Origin of the sequence: Candidatus Thiodictyon syntrophicum (assembly GCF_002813775.1) — a bacterium.
Lineage (GTDB): Bacteria > Pseudomonadota > Gammaproteobacteria > Chromatiales > Chromatiaceae > Thiodictyon > Thiodictyon syntrophicum.
The window spans coordinates 2,398,304-2,414,541 of the sequence record NZ_CP020370.1 but is presented as its reverse complement, the minus strand read 5'-3'; the positions used below and the strand labels follow the sequence as shown (position 1 = coordinate 2,414,541).

Annotated in this window: 11 protein-coding genes; 4 read left to right on the top strand and 7 right to left on the bottom strand. The window is 66.8% G+C overall.

The features are described 5' to 3' along the window. Positions 1-143: 143 nt before the first annotated feature. Together THSYN_RS33665 and glgA are read right to left on the bottom strand one after the other, a co-directional pair. Positions 144-860 carry a hypothetical protein gene (locus THSYN_RS33665; protein WP_157817575.1) on the bottom strand — a complete coding sequence of 239 codons (717 nt, stop codon included), beginning with the start codon at positions 858-860 and terminating at the stop codon, positions 144-146. A 283-nt stretch (positions 861-1,143) separates the two neighbouring features. After that, the gene (gene glgA, locus THSYN_RS10145) at positions 1,144-2,679 is read right to left on the bottom strand and encodes a glycogen synthase GlgA (protein ID WP_100919037.1); all 1,536 of its coding nucleotides are present in this window, start codon (positions 2,677-2,679) and stop codon (positions 1,144-1,146) included. A 135-nt stretch (positions 2,680-2,814) separates the two neighbouring features. On the opposite strand from glgA, the gene zwf reads away from it, so the two are divergent. Together zwf and pgi are read left to right on the top strand one after the other, a co-directional pair. Further along, positions 2,815-4,293 (top strand): glucose-6-phosphate dehydrogenase, encoded by a 1,479-nt coding sequence (zwf, locus tag THSYN_RS10140; RefSeq protein ID WP_100919036.1) that lies wholly within the window; start codon positions 2,815-2,817, stop codon positions 4,291-4,293. Positions 4,294-4,516: 223 nt separating this feature from the next. After that, positions 4,517-6,175 carry a glucose-6-phosphate isomerase gene (gene pgi, locus THSYN_RS10135; protein WP_100919035.1) on the top strand — a complete coding sequence of 553 codons (1,659 nt, stop codon included), beginning with the start codon at positions 4,517-4,519 and terminating at the stop codon, positions 6,173-6,175. On the opposite strand, the gene THSYN_RS10130 is transcribed toward pgi, so the two are convergent. Then, positions 6,141-6,533, bottom strand: coding sequence for a VOC family protein (locus THSYN_RS10130; RefSeq protein ID WP_100922366.1), 393 nt, complete (start codon positions 6,531-6,533; stop codon positions 6,141-6,143). The two genes, pgi and THSYN_RS10130, sit on opposite strands and share 35 nt — an antisense overlap. A 390-nt stretch (positions 6,534-6,923) precedes the next feature. Here THSYN_RS10130 and THSYN_RS10125 point away from each other — a divergent pair, with 390 nt between their 5' ends. Beyond that, entirely contained in the window at positions 6,924-7,724 is an 801-nt protein-coding gene (locus THSYN_RS10125) for a Uma2 family endonuclease (RefSeq protein ID WP_100919034.1), read from the top strand. A 99-nt stretch (positions 7,725-7,823) separates the two neighbouring features. Here THSYN_RS10125 and THSYN_RS10120 read toward each other — a convergent pair whose 3' ends face one another. The 3 genes from THSYN_RS10120 to THSYN_RS10115 all read right to left on the bottom strand — a co-directional run bounded on the left by THSYN_RS10120 (position 7,824) and on the right by THSYN_RS10115 (position 10,579). Next, the gene (locus THSYN_RS10120; RefSeq protein ID WP_100919033.1) at positions 7,824-8,147 is read right to left on the bottom strand and encodes a type II toxin-antitoxin system PemK/MazF family toxin; all 324 of its coding nucleotides are present in this window, start codon (positions 8,145-8,147) and stop codon (positions 7,824-7,826) included. Further along, positions 8,144-8,332, bottom strand: a complete 189-nt coding sequence (locus tag THSYN_RS33660) for a hypothetical protein (RefSeq protein ID WP_157817574.1) — start codon at positions 8,330-8,332, stop codon at positions 8,144-8,146. Before THSYN_RS33660 ends, THSYN_RS10120 begins: the two co-directional genes overlap by 4 nt. A 570-nt stretch (positions 8,333-8,902) precedes the next feature. Further along, positions 8,903-10,579 (bottom strand): DUF6399 domain-containing protein, encoded by a 1,677-nt coding sequence (locus tag THSYN_RS10115; RefSeq protein ID WP_100918590.1) that lies wholly within the window; start codon positions 10,577-10,579, stop codon positions 8,903-8,905. A gap of 275 nt (positions 10,580-10,854) precedes the next feature. Between THSYN_RS10115 and THSYN_RS10110 the strand changes: the two genes are divergently transcribed. Further along, positions 10,855-14,610, top strand: a complete 3,756-nt coding sequence (locus THSYN_RS10110) for an EAL domain-containing protein (protein ID WP_100919032.1) — start codon at positions 10,855-10,857, stop codon at positions 14,608-14,610. Positions 14,611-15,002: 392 nt separating this feature from the next. Here THSYN_RS10110 and THSYN_RS10105 read toward each other — a convergent pair whose 3' ends face one another. Beyond that, positions 15,003-16,238 carry an FAD-binding domain-containing protein gene (locus THSYN_RS10105; protein WP_100919031.1) on the bottom strand — a complete coding sequence of 412 codons (1,236 nt, stop codon included), beginning with the start codon at positions 16,236-16,238 and terminating at the stop codon, positions 15,003-15,005.

Here is a 16,238-nt window from a genome sequence, read left to right as displayed (position 1 = left end):
ATAACATCTTGTAAATCTTGTTAATCCTGTCTAACTATCTTTGTCTTGCACTCGCCGTGCGGTTCGGGACCGCCCCCGTAAGACCTCATGCCTGCCGATGCCGGCCCGAACGACGATCGAGGCCCACCTACCGACGCGAGCGGTCAGGGATCGCCTCGGATGATCATGACATAGAGATTCGCGCCACTCCAGAAGCCCTCCTGCACGGCTGGCTCAAGTGAGTCCCATGCGCGTTTTAGTAAACCTTCCGGTGAAGCGTCGCAGGCAAGCAGACATGCAAACTCATAGTCCCAAGCAGGCCGGAGCTTGATTTCTGCAATCTTCGGTAGCGCACGATAAAAGAATGTTTGATAGATATTTCTGACGAGTTCGGCTTCAGCTTTCGCAATACTGCCGGATTCAAAGTACTTACCCTCAAATACTATCGAATAGGGACAGGGGAATCGGATTGCAAAGTCTGGACAACTTCGATGCAGTGCATTTGCTTCCTTGCTTTGCCACTGCGCCATAACCTTGGCAGGGTCCTGAGGAAATGTCTTATCAAAAGGGTGAGGGTCCTTTCTGGCTGGCGAGGCAGAACACATCTCAGGCAGATGTCGGAAGTTCTCCGAGAGCAGCGCAGATCGTGCCTGCTCTTGACTCAAGCCGCACAGCAATTGAAGGTCCTTGTATAGCCGGGGAATTACGTAGGTATTTAGGAACGCCTCTTCAGGACGACGCAGATGTGGTGCGCCGTCGCTACCTTTGGCTGCTGATGCGATTTGGCGTACGTTTGAACGAAGTGATGTCACAGCCGGCAACTCGCTGTTCAGAGAGCGCTGGAATTGCCGCAGAAAGTTGAAGGCGGAGGCTTTGTGCATCTGCGAGACCTAACCGGCGAGAGCGACAGAACCGTTTTTCTTCTCTGCGTCTCCGCGTCCCTGCGTGAGACTCTTCAAGAGGACTCACGCAAAGACGCAGAGAAACACAAAAGCTCAACATCACCTCAGCGGCCTTGATCATCGTTCCGGCCGGCGGCCATCTTCTGGAGTCCAAGGCTTCAGCCTTGGTCCTGTCCATCCAAGGCTGAAGCCTTGGACTCCGGCCCGGGGCGGCCGGCACGATGATCAAGGCCACCTCCGAGCCACTCCAGCGCCTCCCCCCTCAAGCCGCCGCCGGCTCCGTCGCCTGAGTACCCGCCAGGTGCCGCTCGGCCATCGCCTCGCCGTAGAGTTGCAGGTAGGAGCGCGCGCTGGCCTCCCAACTGAAGTCGCGTACCATGCCGGCGGTCGCGAGCCGGCGCCAGCCGTCGGGGTTGCCGCGGTAGAGGGCCAGGGCCTGCGCGACGGCGTGCCAGAGCGAGTCCGCGGTGGGGGCGTCGAACAGGAAGCCGGTGGCGCTGCCGTCGGCCAGGGTGCCGGTAGTGGCGTTGACCACGGTGTCCGCCAGTCCGCCGGTGCGGTGGACGATGGGCGGGGTGCCGTAGCGCAGGCTGTAGAGCTGGTTGAGGCCACAGGGCTCGAAGCGCGACGGCATCAGGAAGCTGTCGCAGCCGGCCTCGATACGGTGGGCGCGGACCTCGTCGTAACCGAAGGAGACGCCGACCTGGCGCGGGTGCGCGGCGGCGAGCGTCTGCAGGGCCTGCTCCAGGGCGCGCTCGCCCGAGGCCTGGATGACCACTTGGACGTCCGGGTCCTTGAGCAGGCCGGGCAGGATGGTGAGGATCAGGTCCATCCCCTTCTGCTCGACGAGACGCCCGACATACCCGAGCAGGAAGGCGCCCTCGTTGCGGGTGAGCCCGAACTCGCGCTGCAGGTCCAGCTTGTTCTCCGCCTTGAGCCCGAAGCTGCCGGGGTCGTAGGCCTGGAGGATCAGGGTATCGGTGGAGGGGTCCCATTCACGGTAATCGATGCCGTTTAAGATGCCGGAGAAGCGCGTCCCGATCTGGCGCAGCAGGCCGTCCAGGCCGCAGCCGCGGGCCGCCGTGCGCACCTCCTCCGCGTAGGTGGGGCTGACGGTGTTGACCCGGTCCGAGAAGACGATGCCGCCCTTGATAAAGGACATGCGCTGATGGAACTCCAGCCCGACCAGGCCCCACAGCGAGGTCGGCAGGCCGATGCGGTCGAAGGTGGCGCGGTCGAAGAGCCCCTGATAGGCGAGATTGTGGATGGTGAAGACGGTCGCCGGGCGCGCCGCCTCACCGTGCATCAGGGCCGGGGCGAGCCCGGTCTGCCAGTCGTTGCCGTGCAGCACATCGGGCCGCCAGCCCAGGGCCGGCAAGCCTTGGGCGAACTGGGCTACGACCCGGGAGAAGAGCAGGAAACGCTCCGCGTTGTCTCCCCAGTCGCGCCCGGACAGGTCCGTGTAGGGGTTGCCCTCGCGCGCGAAGTGCTCGGGGGCGTCGACCAGATAGACCGGCAGGTCGTGCTCGGGCAGACTGCCGCCCAGGATGCGGACATTGGCGCGCGAACCGGGCACCTTGATCTCGCACAGGGTCTTGGGCTCGCGCAGTTGGCGGGCGGCGCGCGGGTAGGCGGGGATGATCAGGCGCGCGTCGTGGCCGAGCTCGCGCAGGGCCGCCGGCAGGCTGGCGGCCACGTCGGCCAGACCGCCGGTCTTGATCAGCGGATGCGCCTCGCTGCTGGCCATCAGGATGCGCAGTCCGTCCGGGCTCGGGTAGCGGTACTGTGTTTGCTCCATGGCGAGACCCTGTAGGCGAGAGGACGCCCCGGCGCCCTTGGATATGGATTAACATCGTCACCCGCGGTGCGACGTGACGGCTTTTTTACGGCCGTCACGTTAGCACATTTTTTCGCTTACCGAGGGGCGCCCGTGATGCTCGAACCCTGCACCATCGTGATCTTCGGGGCCACGGGAAACCTGGCCCACTACAAGCTGCTGCCGGCCCTCTACCACCTGGAGGCCGGGGGGCACCTGCACCCCCAGACGCGCATCCTGGGCTTCGGGCGCCGCCCCTGGTCGGACGCCCAGTGGCGGGCCGAGGTCCAGGGCATCCTGGCCGCGCGCGTGGTCGGCGCGCCCGATCCGTCGGTGCTGACGCGGCTTCAGGAGCGGCTGCACTTCGTCGCCGGCGACCTGGAGGCACCGGATGGCTGCAACGAGCTGGCGAGGCGCCTGCGCGAGGACGATCAGTTCCCGACCAACCGGGTCTTCTATCTCTCGCTGGCACCGCTGCACTATGCCGCCGCGGCGGAGCAGTTGCACGCGCTGGGGCTCCAGGCCGAGACGGACGGCTGGTCACGCCTGGTGGTGGAGAAACCCTTCGGCTTCGACCTGGAGAGTGCCCAGGCACTGGATCGGCGCCTGCACCGCTATTTCACCGAGGATCAGATCTACCGCATCGACCACTATCTGGGCAAGAACACGGTCCAGAACATCCTGGTCTTCCGGTTCGCGAACCTGCTGCTCGAACCCCTGTGGAACCGCAACTACATCGACCATGTGCAGATCACCCACGCCGAGACGCGCGGGATCGAGGAACGCGGCGGCTTCTACGACGGCGTCGGGGCCCTGCGCGACATGATCCAGAGCCACCTGCTGCAACTGCTGACGCTGATCGCCATGGAACCCCCGCCGTCGCTCGACGCCGAGGCCTTGCGCGATGAGAAGGTCAAGGTCCTGCGCTCGATCCGCGCGATCCCGCGCGCCGCCGTCCACGCCCAGGCCTGCCGCGCCCAGTATGTCGCGGGGCGCGATCAGGCGGGCCCGGTGCCGGGCTACCTGGACGAGACCGGGGTCGCCCACCACAGCACCACCGAGACCTATGCCGCGCTCAAGCTCTATATCGACAACTGGCGCTGGCGCAACGTCCCCTTCTTCATCCGTACCGGCAAGCGCCTGGGGCGCACCAACTCACTGATCGCCATCCGCTTCAAGCACCCGCCCCAGCAGTTGTTCCAGCACACCGCAATCGAACAGATCCGGCCCAACTGGATCCTGCTCAATCTCCAGCCCCACGAATGCATGCGCTTCGAGATCCAGGTCAAGCAGCCGGGGCTGGAGATGCGCGCCCAGACCGAGCGCATGGACGCCAGCACCTGCACCCTGTCGGCGGAACACAACGAGGCATATGAGGGGCTGATCCTGGACGTCATCGCCGGGGACCACACCCATTTCCTGCGCTCCGACGAGATCAACTGGGCCTGGCAGGTGGTCGACCCGGTGCTCAAGCTGTGGGCCACGGAGCGCGACTTCATCCCGACCTATCCGGCCGGCACCTGGGGACCGGGCGAGGCCAACCGCCTGTTCGACCGGGAAGACCAGCATTGGCGCAACGGCCTGGACGAAGAATAAGAATTGAGCCGCAAATGAACGCAAATAGACGCAAATAGAGAGAATGCTGATTCAGCGTGTCGGCAGGTTGGTCGCCTGGCCGGTGGTTCGGGTACGTCGGACCGCTACTCCTGGTCCATTATCTTCATTTGCGTTAATTTGCGTTAATTTGCGGCTAAATTAATCTTCTTCGACAAACCACAAGAACTCAACCACCTCAATCACACCCGCAGGAGAATACGCAATGGCGCTCGTCACTCAGACCCCCCAATGGCAGGCCCTGGAGCGGCATTGGCAGCAGCTCAAGGACACGCGCATGAGCGACCTGTTCGCCGCAGACCCCCAGCGCGCCCAGGCCATGACCCTGTCGGCGGGCGGGCTCATGGTGGACTATTCCAAGAACCTGATCACCCACGAGACGCTCGCGCTGCTGTTCGACCTGGCCCGGGCGGTGGACCTCCAGGGCTGGACCAGGCGCATGTTCGCCGGCGACCAGATCAACAACACCGAGCAGCGCGCCGTACTCCATGTGGCCCTGCGCAACCGCTCCAATCACCCGATCTATGTCGATGGCCAGGACGTGATGCCCGGCATCAATGAGGTCCTGGCGCAGGTGGCGACCTTCGTCGGCCAGGTCCGCGCGGGCGAGTGGAAGGGCCATACCGGGCGCGCCATCACCGACGTGGTCAACATCGGCATCGGCGGTTCCAACCTGGGACCCAAGATGGTCTGCGCCGCCCTGGGACCCTATCTCAGCGATGACCTGACTGTACATTTCGTCTCCAACGTCGATGGCACCCATCTGGTCGAGACGCTGCGCGGCCTGGACCCCGCCACCACCCTCTTCGTGGTCGCCTCCAAGACCTTCACCACCCAGGAGACCATGACCAACGCCGAGAGCGCGCGCGCCTGGACCCTGACCGCGCTCGGGGACCCGGCGGCGGTGGCCCGGCACTTTGTCGCCGTCTCCACCAATGCGGAGAAGGTCGCCGCGTTCGGCATCGACACGGCCAATATGTTCGGCTTCTGGGACTGGGTGGGCGGGCGCTACTCATTGTGGTCGGCCATCGGCCTGCCGATCGCGCTGGCCATCGGTTTCGAGCGCTTCGTGGAACTGCTGGAAGGCGCCCACGCCATGGACGAGCACTTCAGCAACGCGGACCTCACCGAGAACATCCCCGCCGTCCTGGGACTCATCGGCGTCTGGTACGCCAACTTCGCGGGCGCCCGCACCCATGCGGTGCTGCCCTATGACCAGTATCTGCGTTTCCTGCCCGCCTATCTGCAACAGGGCGACATGGAGAGCAACGGCAAGCGCGTTACCCGCGACGGCGCCGCGGTGGACTACAGCACCGGCCCCGTGGTCTGGGGCGAACCCGGCACCGACGGCCAGCACGCCTTCTACCAGCTCATCCACCAGGGCACCCAGATGATCCCGGCGGACTTCATCGGGGCCATCCACAGCCAGAATGAACTGGGCGACCACCATCTGAAGTTCATGGCCAATTATTTCGCCCAGACCGAGGCCCTGATGCGCGGTCGCAGCTTCGACGAGGCCCTGGCCGAAATGCTCGCCGCCGGGATGCCCGCGGAGCGTGCCCACTTCCTCGCCAGCCACCGCACCTTCCCCGGCAACCGCCCCACCAACAGCATCCTTATGGAGCGCCTCACCCCCCACACCCTGGGCGCGCTGATCGCCCTATATGAGCACCGCATCTTCACCCAGGGCGTGCTGTGGGAGGTCAACTCATTCGATCAGTGGGGCGTGGAACTCGGCAAACAGCTCGCCGGCGTCATCCTCAAGGAACTCAATGAGGGCCAGGTCGGCCCTGCGCATGACGGCTCCACCACAGCGCTGTTGGAGTATTTCATGCGTCATCGGGCGACACCCGCGACTCGATGAATTCCAGTGCATTGCCGTCCGGGTCACGGCAGAACAGCGCCCGGCGGCCGGAGCGGCTGGTGGTGCAGGGAATCCCGGCGGCGCTGAGACACGCCAGCACAGGCCCCAGGTCAGGCACCGTCAGCGCGACGTGACGATCCCGGCCGCCGTGCGCGGGCCGTCCCTCGGTCGGGTCGGGGTTGGGCAACTCCAGCAGATGGATCTGGCCCCGACCGACCTGGAGCCAGGCCCCGGGAAATCCCAAATCCGGGCGCCCGGTATCGCTGGAAAGGCCCAGCACGTCATGGTAAAAGGCCAGTGAGCGGGCGGTGTCCGCCACGATCAGGCTGGCATGATGGAGTTCGCAGATCAGCGACATCGGGTCCTCCGCGGCGTGGCGCCGGTTAGGGGCTTGACTGAATGCTAGCACCATTGACCGCTCCAGTCCCACGGCCGGGGCCGCCAGCCAGCGTTCGGCGGCCTCCTGCGAGCCCAGGACCTCGATCGCCTGCTCGGCGACCGCGGCCAGCCGCGGCGAGCGGTCGCTGGCGTTGCTGTCGAGCGGCCGGTACGCGAGCTTGGCCCGCTGCAGGGTGCGCTCGCTGATGCCCATCGCCCTGAGCATCGTGTCGCGGTCGATGAACCGGAAGGACGCCACGAGTCAGGTCTACTGTCCCCGCCATTCCCCCGGTGTCGGTCCCCCCTTGCCGCTGCTATTCTTAGCAGCGAGTCAGACCGACCCAGCGCCCCCCGGCCCGGAGCCAGCACCATGAACCCAGTGCCCCGTTTCGACCCCGCCGACCCTTATCCCGACAGCGACGGAGCCCCGATGGCGGAGAATACGCTGCAATTCGACTGGATCGTGAAGATCAAGGAGAACCTGGAGATCCTCTTCGCCGACCGCCCGGAGGTCTTCGTCGCCGGTGACCTCTTCTGGTACCCGGTCCAGGACCGGCGTCTCGCCAACCCCATGGCCCCGGACGCCATGGTGGTCTTCGGCCGGCCCAAGGGCCCACGCGGGTCCTACAAACAGTGGGAGGAGGGCGGCATCGCCCCCCAGGTGGTCTTCGAGGTCCAGTCGCCCTCGAACGGGCCCAAGGAACTCAAGGACAAGCTGGAGTTCTACGACACCCACGGTGCGCTTGAGTATTACCTCTACGACCCCGAGCGCAACCGTCTGGAGGTCTGGCTGCGCCAGGACGGGCGGCTCGCCCCCGTGACCTACGTCAACGGCTGGACCAGCCCCCGGCTCGGTATCCGCTTTGCCCTGCGCGCCGAGACCCTGGAGATCTTCGACCCGACCGGCCGGCCGTTCCTGAGCCCGGTCGAACTGGCCCGTGGTGCCCGGCAGGCCGAGGCGCAGGCGCGGGAGGCCGATGCGCGCGCCGCACAGGAACGCGCCCGCGCCGAGCTGGCGGATGTACGTGCCGCGCAGGCGGATGCCCGTGCCGCGCAGGCGGATGCCCGTGCCGAGCAGGAACGCATCTGCGCCGAGCAGGAACGCGCCCGCGCCGAGCAGCTTGCCGAGCGCCTGCGCGCCCTGGGCATCGACCCCGACGCCGCGGGCTGACGGCTAGCGCCGCAGCGCGTTTTAGTGCCCGGTCATTTCGGCCTTGTCCGCGGGTAAAGGGGCCAGGCTCGAATACTTATCCGCTACGGCGTGTTCTTGCTAAACGAATCCAATGCCCAACCACAAGCACAGTCCCGCCTCTACCGACCTCATCTGTGCGGCAGAGAGCACGCCAAGTCGACGAATGAGCCTCACGGCCGGTATGGTGACGATACCCTGCGCATCGAAGCCGCCGACCTTCAGATAGCGGGCCGAGACTGTTACCTCGAATCGCGATCCCCGCAGCGCCGTCGTGTGGGGGACGACCGTCACCAGGGCACGATCTGTGTCTTCTGTCGGCACACTCATCACCAGACAGGGGCGGATCTTGGCCGCGAGGCCAAGATCGACCAACCAGACCTCGCCGCGGCAGGCGGCTGTCACGCCGGGGTCTCGCGTCGATCGATCTCTTGAAAGATGTCGTCCGCGGCGCGTATCAGATCCTGGTCGGACGGGGCCTCGTAGGGCGTCTCCGGGGTGCTGCGAAGGAGTTCCAACAGAACCTCGCGCCGCTCTGCCTCAGCTAGCGCGGCGAACGACTGGAGCAATTGACGGGCGGCTGCGCTCATAATCGACCCCTAAAGTTTGGCGTCAAAGTGCTAGGGACGGGCTCTGGTGCCAGGCGCGGATACTTCTGCGCGACGGTAAGAGCCAGACTCTTGGCCGGCGGCATCCGCCAAGCCCAACGCGGCACTCAGCCGGAACTCCACCGCTTGCGCGAGTTGCGAAGGCCCCGCCGCGCTTTCGGGGTCGGCACGGCAACACCGTGCCCGTCCTAACCCTAAGGATACCAGCACCGCGCGACTCTTTCCGCCGCTCGGTTGGAGTGGGTAAAGGGGCCAGGCTCGAATCCTTTTCCGGCCAAGAGCCGAGCTGTTAGCGTAGCGGAATTATATTCGAGCCTGGCCCCTTATCCTGGGCCCCTTATCCTGCGATGCTGGTGGATAATGGGCCGACACGTCCAGCCCCGCCCAACAGACCCTTCGCACAAGCCCCATGCTGAAATCCAACCGATCCCGGAAGACCAGACTCGCCTGGGTCACACTCGGCGTCGGGTTACTGGCGAGCGGCTTCGCCGCCCTTGCGGTCAGGCAGGGGATCGAACAGGATGGCCTTGATCATCGTTCCGGCCACCCCCGTTACGCCGCTACCGGCAGGAGCGCGGGCGGCTTGGGCGGGCGCGGTCGTCGGCGCGCTGGCGGCGGGGGCAACGGCATGCGCTGGAGCACCTGCGCGAACAGCGTTTCGTGGGCCCGGCCGAAGAAGCGCTCAGCGGCAGTGGTCCCGTCGGGGCGACGGAGGTGGAAGTTATGTACGGCGGTCAGTGCCTCGAGCTTGCGGTCGCTCAGGCGATGTCGGCCATGGTGATGTAGGGACAGTTGGCCGTTGCGCCCCTCCACGCTGGAACTGCTGCGCTGGAACAGGTCGGCGCAGTCACCGGCCACCTGTTCGAGGCGCGCGCGCTCGGCCTCTGGGAGGGCCTGGAGCGGATGATCGCGTTGGCGCAGCGGTTCGAGCAACTGCCGGCTCAGGGCGTGCAGACGGTGGCGCGGTTCAGCGAGCGTGCTGCGATTGGCGACGCGCTCGAGGTAGAGCGCCGGAATCAGCTGCGTGAGCAACGCCAGTTCCACGGCGGGCGGCAGATTCAGCGCCTCGACCTTGGCCTGCACGGTCGCAAAGAAAAAGGTAATGGTGGCAAGGAACTGAATCGTCAGGCGCTGCGCCTTGGCCAGGCGCTCACGGGCGCGCGTTGGCAGATCGGCCGCGTCGGCCAGCTGTTGCAGCCGCGTCCACACGTCGGCAAAGCGTTGCGCGATGCGCGCCACGGGCTGCGCCTGTCCCTGCTCCAACTCATAGGGGTGATAGAGGGTCCCCAACTCACGCACCAGTTCACGGGCCTCGGCCTGACGCGCTTGCGCCTGTACCTGATCGGCTTCGGCCTGCACCACGACCGCCAGGGCGGCTTCAATGCGGGGCGCGAACGCCGGTGGGCGCCCGCGCGGACGCGGGGATTGGGCGTCATAGGCCTGCGCGGTCGCCCGCTCAGCGTCCAGCGACGTCTGGGCGGCCGCGACGCTGGCGCCCGCCTGTTTCACGTGGCGGACCAAGTGTAGGCTGGTGCCCTTGGACACCTCCTGTTGCACATGAAACAGGTCCGGGGAATGATGGGCCGCACAATCCGTCTGGATATGGCGGCGCAACGCTGTGGCCTCGTCGCTGGTGCCCTGGATCACGGTCACGTTCAAGCCGTCCAGACCCGCGCGCAACGCCTGCGTCCAGGTGGCCGCCGTGCGATCGGCGGCGTACTGTTCGCGCAGCAGAAAGTTCGACACCGGCTCCAACATGACCAACAAAATCTGCGGATGAAAGGTCTCATCCTCGCACGCCGTGATCGCGCGGTGCGGCATGCCCACCGCCAACGCCGCCCGTTGCTCACGCGCCACGGCGACCACCATCTCCTCCAAGGCCGCATTGAGGGCCTGGTGGGTGCCATAGCTCGCGCCGACGAACGCCGACAACCCACTCAACTTCAAGAATTCACACACCATCCGCACCCCGGCACCGCCGTGCAGCGTGATGACGAAGTGCGCCGCCACCACCACTTGGTGCAGCCACTGCACGCCCTCAGGGGTCGCCACGAAGGCTGCCAACACCGCCGGGGCCGCGCCGACCGGGGTCGGCTTGCACCAGTCCTGCAAGGTGCTGCGCGCCACGCCCAGTTCGGCGGCGACGTGGCGTTGCGGCTGCCCCGTCGCCAAGCGGGCCACGGCCGCCCCGCGCTGTTCGGCTCGCTCCAGGCGCGAGCGGTGCTTCACGACCCACCGCCGGCCGACCGCCGGACCACGCCCGATGGCGTCGACCCGATGTCTGCGCTAAAGTCGATCCCGGCAGGACCTTCGAACATCGTGCTTCTCCCTCGGTTTGTTTGCACTTCCAAGGGTACACAATTTCGCGGGTCCTGCCGCTCTCCAGTGGGGGTTAACCAAGCCCTACGCTAGGTCTTGGCCGGATTTATGATCAAGGCCAACAGGATGCCGTCAGCCAGTTTGCCTTCGGCTGCGATCAGGTCGCCCTCAAGGTGCAGGAGCGCATGGGCGCCTATGCGCTGATCCTGCGCGGCGGCGCGGCCCTGTTTGCCGCGTCGACCATGGTGCAGCGCAGCGAGTGGCGGGCCTATGTCGAAACCCTGCACGCGAGCGGCAGCGTGCCCGGCATCCAAGGGATCGGTTTCGCCGAGGTTATTCCCCCGGAGGAGCTGGCCGCCCACCTCGAGCGCATCCGGGGCGAGGGGTTTCCCGACTACAGTGTCCGTCCACCCGGCAGGCGCGCACTTTACACCGCCATCATCTATCTGGAACCCTTCCGCGACCGTAACCTGCGCGCCTTCGGTTTCGATATGTACACCGAGCCGGTCCGGCGGGCCGCCATGGACCAGGCGCGCGACACCGGGGCGGCGGCCCTGTCCGGCAAGGTCCGGTTGGTGCAGGAGACCGGCACCCAGGTCCAGGCCGGGACCCTCATGTATGTCCCCGTCTATCGCAACGGCGCCCCGGTGGCGACCCTCCGGGAGCGGCGGGCGGCGCTGATCGGCTGGGCCTACAGCCCCTACCGCATGCATGACCTCATGACCGGTCTTCTCGGCGACTGGGAGAGCCATGTAGGCACGGCCATGGACCTGAGGGTCTACAACGGTCGTGAGTCGTCGCCCGCCGAACTCCTGTTCGACAGCAAACCGGACCGCACCCCGGGTGCGCGGTCACCGTGGCGCGTGCAGCGGCTGCTCGACGTCAACGGCCGGCCCTGGCTGCTGGTGTTCGATCACGCCGCAAGCACCCCCGGTAGCGGCTACGCCCCCGCCTGGTCGACCCTGGTCGGCGGGCTGGCGCTCAGCGGCCTGCTGTTCTGGCTGATACTCGCGCTGACCAATACGCGCACCGACGCCGTGCGGATCGCCGGCCGGCTCACCGAGGAAATCAGGCGTCACGAGGCGCTGCGGCGGGAGGGTGAGGCCTTCAAACTCGCCATCCTGAATGCCGTCCCCGCCGAGATCGCGGTGGTGGGGCCTGACGGGGTGATCCTGGCGGTCAACGACGCCTGGCGGCGCTTCGCCGTGGATAACGGCAACGAACCCGGCCGGCCCGCGCTGCATACGCAGGTCGGCATCAATTATCTGGAGGTCTGCCGGACCGGTACCGGTTGCGCTGCGCAGGATGATGGAGCGAGCGCCGGCATCCGGGCAGTGTTGGCGGGCCGCTCACCCAGCTTCCGCTTGGAATACCCCTGTCATTCACCGGCGCAACAGCGCTGGTTCGCGATGACCGTCACGCCGCTGGCCCGCGACGCCGACGCCGCTGTGGTCATCACACATACCGACATCACCGAGCGTAAACACGCGGAAGCGGCGATGATCGAGGCCCAGGCCGTGCTCTTGACGATCCTTGATACCGCACCGATTCGGGTGTTCTGGAAGGACTGCAACCTGCGCTACCTCGGGTGCAATCAGGCCTTTGCCGCGGACGCCGGGATGGCGTGCCCGCAGGATGTGATCGGCAAAGACGACTATCAATTGGGATGGGCGGCGCAGGCCGGGCAGTATCGGGCCGATGACCGGTCCGTCATGGCGTCTGGGATCCCTAAGCTATCCTATGATGAACAGCAGACGAGCCCGAGCGGACAGACGTTGTGGCTGCGTACGTCAAAGGTCGTGCTCAGGGATCGGAACCAGGTCGTGTCCGGATTGTTGGGGATCTATGATGACATCACCGAACGCAAGCAGGCCGAAGAGCGGATCCTGTTGGCTGCCAGCGTCTTCACCCATGCCTGGGAAGGCATCATGATCACCGCCGCTGACGGCACCATCATCGATGTCAATGAGGCCTTCAGTCGGATCACCAGCTATAGCCGCGAGCAAGTCATCGGCCGCAATCCGCGCCTGCTCAGTTCCGGGCGTCAGGACCGGACTTTCTACGCCGCGCTGTGGGCCAGTCTCACCGAAGGCGGCCAATGGTCCGGCGAGATCTGGAACCGCCGCAACAACGGCGAGGTGTATGCCGTGATGCAAACCATCAGCGCCGTACGCGATGCCCAGGGCCGCACCCGGCTGTACGTGGCGCTGTTCTCCGACATCACCCTGATCAAGGAGCAAGAGCGCGCGTTGCAGCACATTGCCCACCACGATGTACTGACCGATCTTCCCAATCGCGTCCTGTTGGCCGACCGCCTGCGCCAAGGCATGGTGCAGGCGCAGCGGTATGGGCGCCTGCTGGCCGTCGCCTTTCTCGATCTGGACGGATTCAAGGCCATCAACGACCGGCATGGACATGCCGCGGGCGACGAGTTGCTGATCGCCGCGGCGGCAGCCATGCAGCAGGTCCTGCGTGAGGGCGACACCCTCGCCCGCATCGGCGGCGACGAGTTCGTCGCCGTACTGCTCGACCTGGCCGACGTCCAGGCCAGCGTGCCGCTGCTCGCCCGCCTGCTGGCCGCCGCCGCCCGGTCGGTACCGGTCGGTGGGCAGGTGCTGCAAGTCTCCGCCAGTGTCGGCGTCACCTTCTATCCGCAGGCCGACGACATCGATCCGGAGCAACTGCTGCGCCAAGCCGACCAGGCCATGTATCAGGCCAAGCTGGCAGGCAAGAACCGTTACAGCGTCTTTGATGCCGAGTTGGATCGCAGCGTGCGCGGCTACCACGAAAGCCTGGGGCGCATCCGTAGGGCCTTGGATGCACGCGAATTCGTGCTGCATTACCAGCCCAAGGTGAACATGCGCACGGGCACCCTGATCGGTGCCGAGGCCCTGATCCGGTGGCAACACCCGGACCGCGGCCTGTTGCCGCCCGCGGCCTTCCTGCCGGTGATCGAGGATCATCCGCTGGCCGTGGAGGTCGGCGAATGGGTGATCGAGACCGCGCTGAGCCAGATGGAGCACTGGCAGACCGCCGGGGTCAAGATCCCGGTGAGCGTCAATGTCGGCGCCCGCCAGTTGCAGCAGGCGGACTTCCTCCCGCGCCTGCGGGCATCGCTGGCGGCGCATCCGCAGGTCAGGCCGGGGGACCTCGCATTGGAAGTACTGGAAACCAGCGCCCTGGCGGACCTGGTCCGGGTATCGCAGGTGATCGATGCCTGCCGGGGCATCGGGGTGCTGTGTGCCCTGGACGACTTCGGCACCGGCTATGCGTCGCTGACCTACCTGAAACGCCTGCCGGTGGTCCAGATCAAGATCGACCAGAGCTTCGTGCGCGACATGCTGGACGACCCGGATGACCTGGCCATCCTGGATGGCGTAATCGGCTTGTGTGTTGCCTTTCGTCGCCAGGTCATCGCCGAAGGGGTGGAGACCCTGGCCCAGGGAGAGTTGCTGCTGCAACTGGGCTGCGAACTGGCCCAGGGCTACGGCATTGCCCGCCCGATGCCGGCGGCGGAGATCCCAACCTGGGTGGCCTCCTGGCGGCCCGCTCCGGTTTGGGTCGGGCTGGCACCGGTGAGCCGCGACGCCGTGCCGCTGCTCTTTGTCGGCGCCGCGCATCGCGCCTGGATTGCCGCGGTGGAAGGCTACCTCAGGGGCGAGCGGGAGGCCCCGCCGCCGCTGGATGAGCACCGGTGCGGCTTCGGTGTCTGGCTGGATGCCGCCGGCCGCGGCCGCCCAGATGCATGGTCAGGCTTGCAGGTCATCGATGCCTCGCACCAGCGGGCGCATGCGCTGGCGGTCGCATTGTGTCAGCTGCGGGCGCAAGGCCGGGAACCGGAGGCACTGACACGGTTGGGAGAACTCCGTGACCTGCGCGACGCCGTCCTTGAGCGGTTGCAAACCCTGGTACAGGTAAACCCGGGCGTGGCAACCGGGTGAGGAAGACCTCGTTGGCCTCTCCTCGTGCCTACCGCGGATGACCGGCCCGCGCCGCCCGATCCTTAGCCGCGTTCGCCCGGTCCTGGGCGGCGTGCGCCCGACTGATGGCCGCCCCGGCCTCCGCCTGGTCGCGGGATAAGGGGCCAGGCTCGAAACTTATCCGCTACGAAGTGTTCTTGCTAAACGAATCCAATGCCCAACCACAAGCACAGTCCCGCCTCTATCAGCCAGACCTCGCCGCGGCAGGCGGCTGTCACGCCGGGGTCTCGCGTCGATCGATCTCTTTAAAGATGTCGTCGGCGGCGCGTATCAGCTCTTGGTCCGACGGGGCCTCGTAGGGCGTCTCCGGAGTGCTGCGAAGGAGATCCAACAGAACCTCGCGCCACTCTGCCTCACAGCAACTCTTTGGCACCGTGCAGCCCGCGCGTGGCGCGCGTCCACCATTGCGAGAAGCTCCCGCAGCGCCGCTCCACGGGCGGGAACAAGGTCGGCGCGGCGTCCTGTTGCGCCACGGGTTGGAGCCGGCGCCCGAAGTGCGGGTCGTCGATGCTGCGCACGCGCGCCGCGTCGGCTAGCGCGCCGGCCAGGCCCGCGGCATCGACGTACCAGCGCCGCGGGGCCACCGCGGCCATCGCGGCGTCCACCCAGCGCCAGCGCGCCGCGGACCAGGGCCAGGCCTGGTGGTATTCGCGCAGGTACAGGCCGATAACCACGGCTCCGTCGGAGAGAACCGCCGCCGGCGCTCGCAGCGCCCAGGGGTGCACCAGCCAGACCTCCCGGCCGCGCAGCCGGTCGGCGGCGGCGGCGTCTGGCGCGTGCAGGCTGAGATCGGTGGGCGGCGCGGCCAGCAGCGGCGGCTCGGGCGTGGCGTCGACCGTGCCGGCCGTGTCGGCGCTCACCGTTGCCGCATGCGGATCGCGCGCCATGCGCTCCAGCGCCTCGTAGGACTGGTCGACCACGGTACCGGGACTGTGCCAGTGCGCCGGGGCGTAGCGCGCCACGTTGTCGGCGTTGAACAAGTACGGCTTGGCGCTGCCGGTGCCGGCCACCCACTGCCAGCTCAGGTGGTTGCTGGCGAGATCGCCATCGCGCAGGTGCGCCACCAGCCAGTCGGCGCCCGCGCGCCAGTGAACGTGGCGCAAGTGCACCAGATAGCTTGCCAGCCACAGGCGGGCGTGGTTGTGCAGCGTGCCGGTGGCGTAGAGTGTGCGGACGGCCTCGTCGATGACGGGCACGCCGGTGCGCGCCTGGCGGATGTCGGGCGGCAGCGCGGGGGCGTAGGCCGTGTCGGGCCGCGGGCCCGGGTGCAGCGAGTGCAGGATGCGGTCGCCTTCGTGGGCCCAGACATGGCGGAAGTACTCGCGCCAGCCCAACTCGGACACCAGCTTGTGCTGCACCGGCAGCGGCTCGCGCTCGAGCACGCCGGCCAGGACCTCGCGCAGCGTGACCAGGCCGTGCGTCAGGTAAGGCGACAGGCCCGTCACCGCGCCGTCCAGGTGGTTGCGCGTGCGCGCATAGTCGGCGGGCCGCACGCGGGCGATGCGCGCCAGCGCCGCGCCGCGCGTAGGTGGCAGCGCGTCGGCCCAGGCCACCGACGTGCCGGCCGGGACATCGACCAGGGCGGCCAT

Coding starts and splice junctions, on each gene's coding strand:
- THSYN_RS33665 (WP_157817575.1), bottom strand. CDS start 860: ATGCACAAAGCCTCCGCCTTCAACTTTCTGCGGCAATTCCAGCGCTCT.
- glgA (WP_100919037.1), bottom strand. CDS start 2,679: ATGGAGCAAACACAGTACCGCTACCCGAGCCCGGACGGACTGCGCATC.
- zwf (WP_100919036.1), top strand. CDS start 2,815: ATGCTCGAACCCTGCACCATCGTGATCTTCGGGGCCACGGGAAACCTG.
- pgi (WP_100919035.1), top strand. CDS start 4,517: ATGGCGCTCGTCACTCAGACCCCCCAATGGCAGGCCCTGGAGCGGCAT.
- THSYN_RS10130 (WP_100922366.1), bottom strand. CDS start 6,533: ATGTCGCTGATCTGCGAACTCCATCATGCCAGCCTGATCGTGGCGGAC.
- THSYN_RS10125 (WP_100919034.1), top strand. CDS start 6,924: ATGAACCCAGTGCCCCGTTTCGACCCCGCCGACCCTTATCCCGACAGC.
- THSYN_RS33660 (WP_157817574.1), bottom strand. CDS start 8,332: ATGAGCGCAGCCGCCCGTCAATTGCTCCAGTCGTTCGCCGCGCTAGCT.
- THSYN_RS10110 (WP_100919032.1), top strand. CDS start 10,855: ATGGGCGCCTATGCGCTGATCCTGCGCGGCGGCGCGGCCCTGTTTGCC.
- THSYN_RS10105 (WP_100919031.1), bottom strand. CDS start 16,238: ATGGCCGCCCTGGTCGATGTCCCGGCCGGCACGTCGGTGGCCTGGGCC.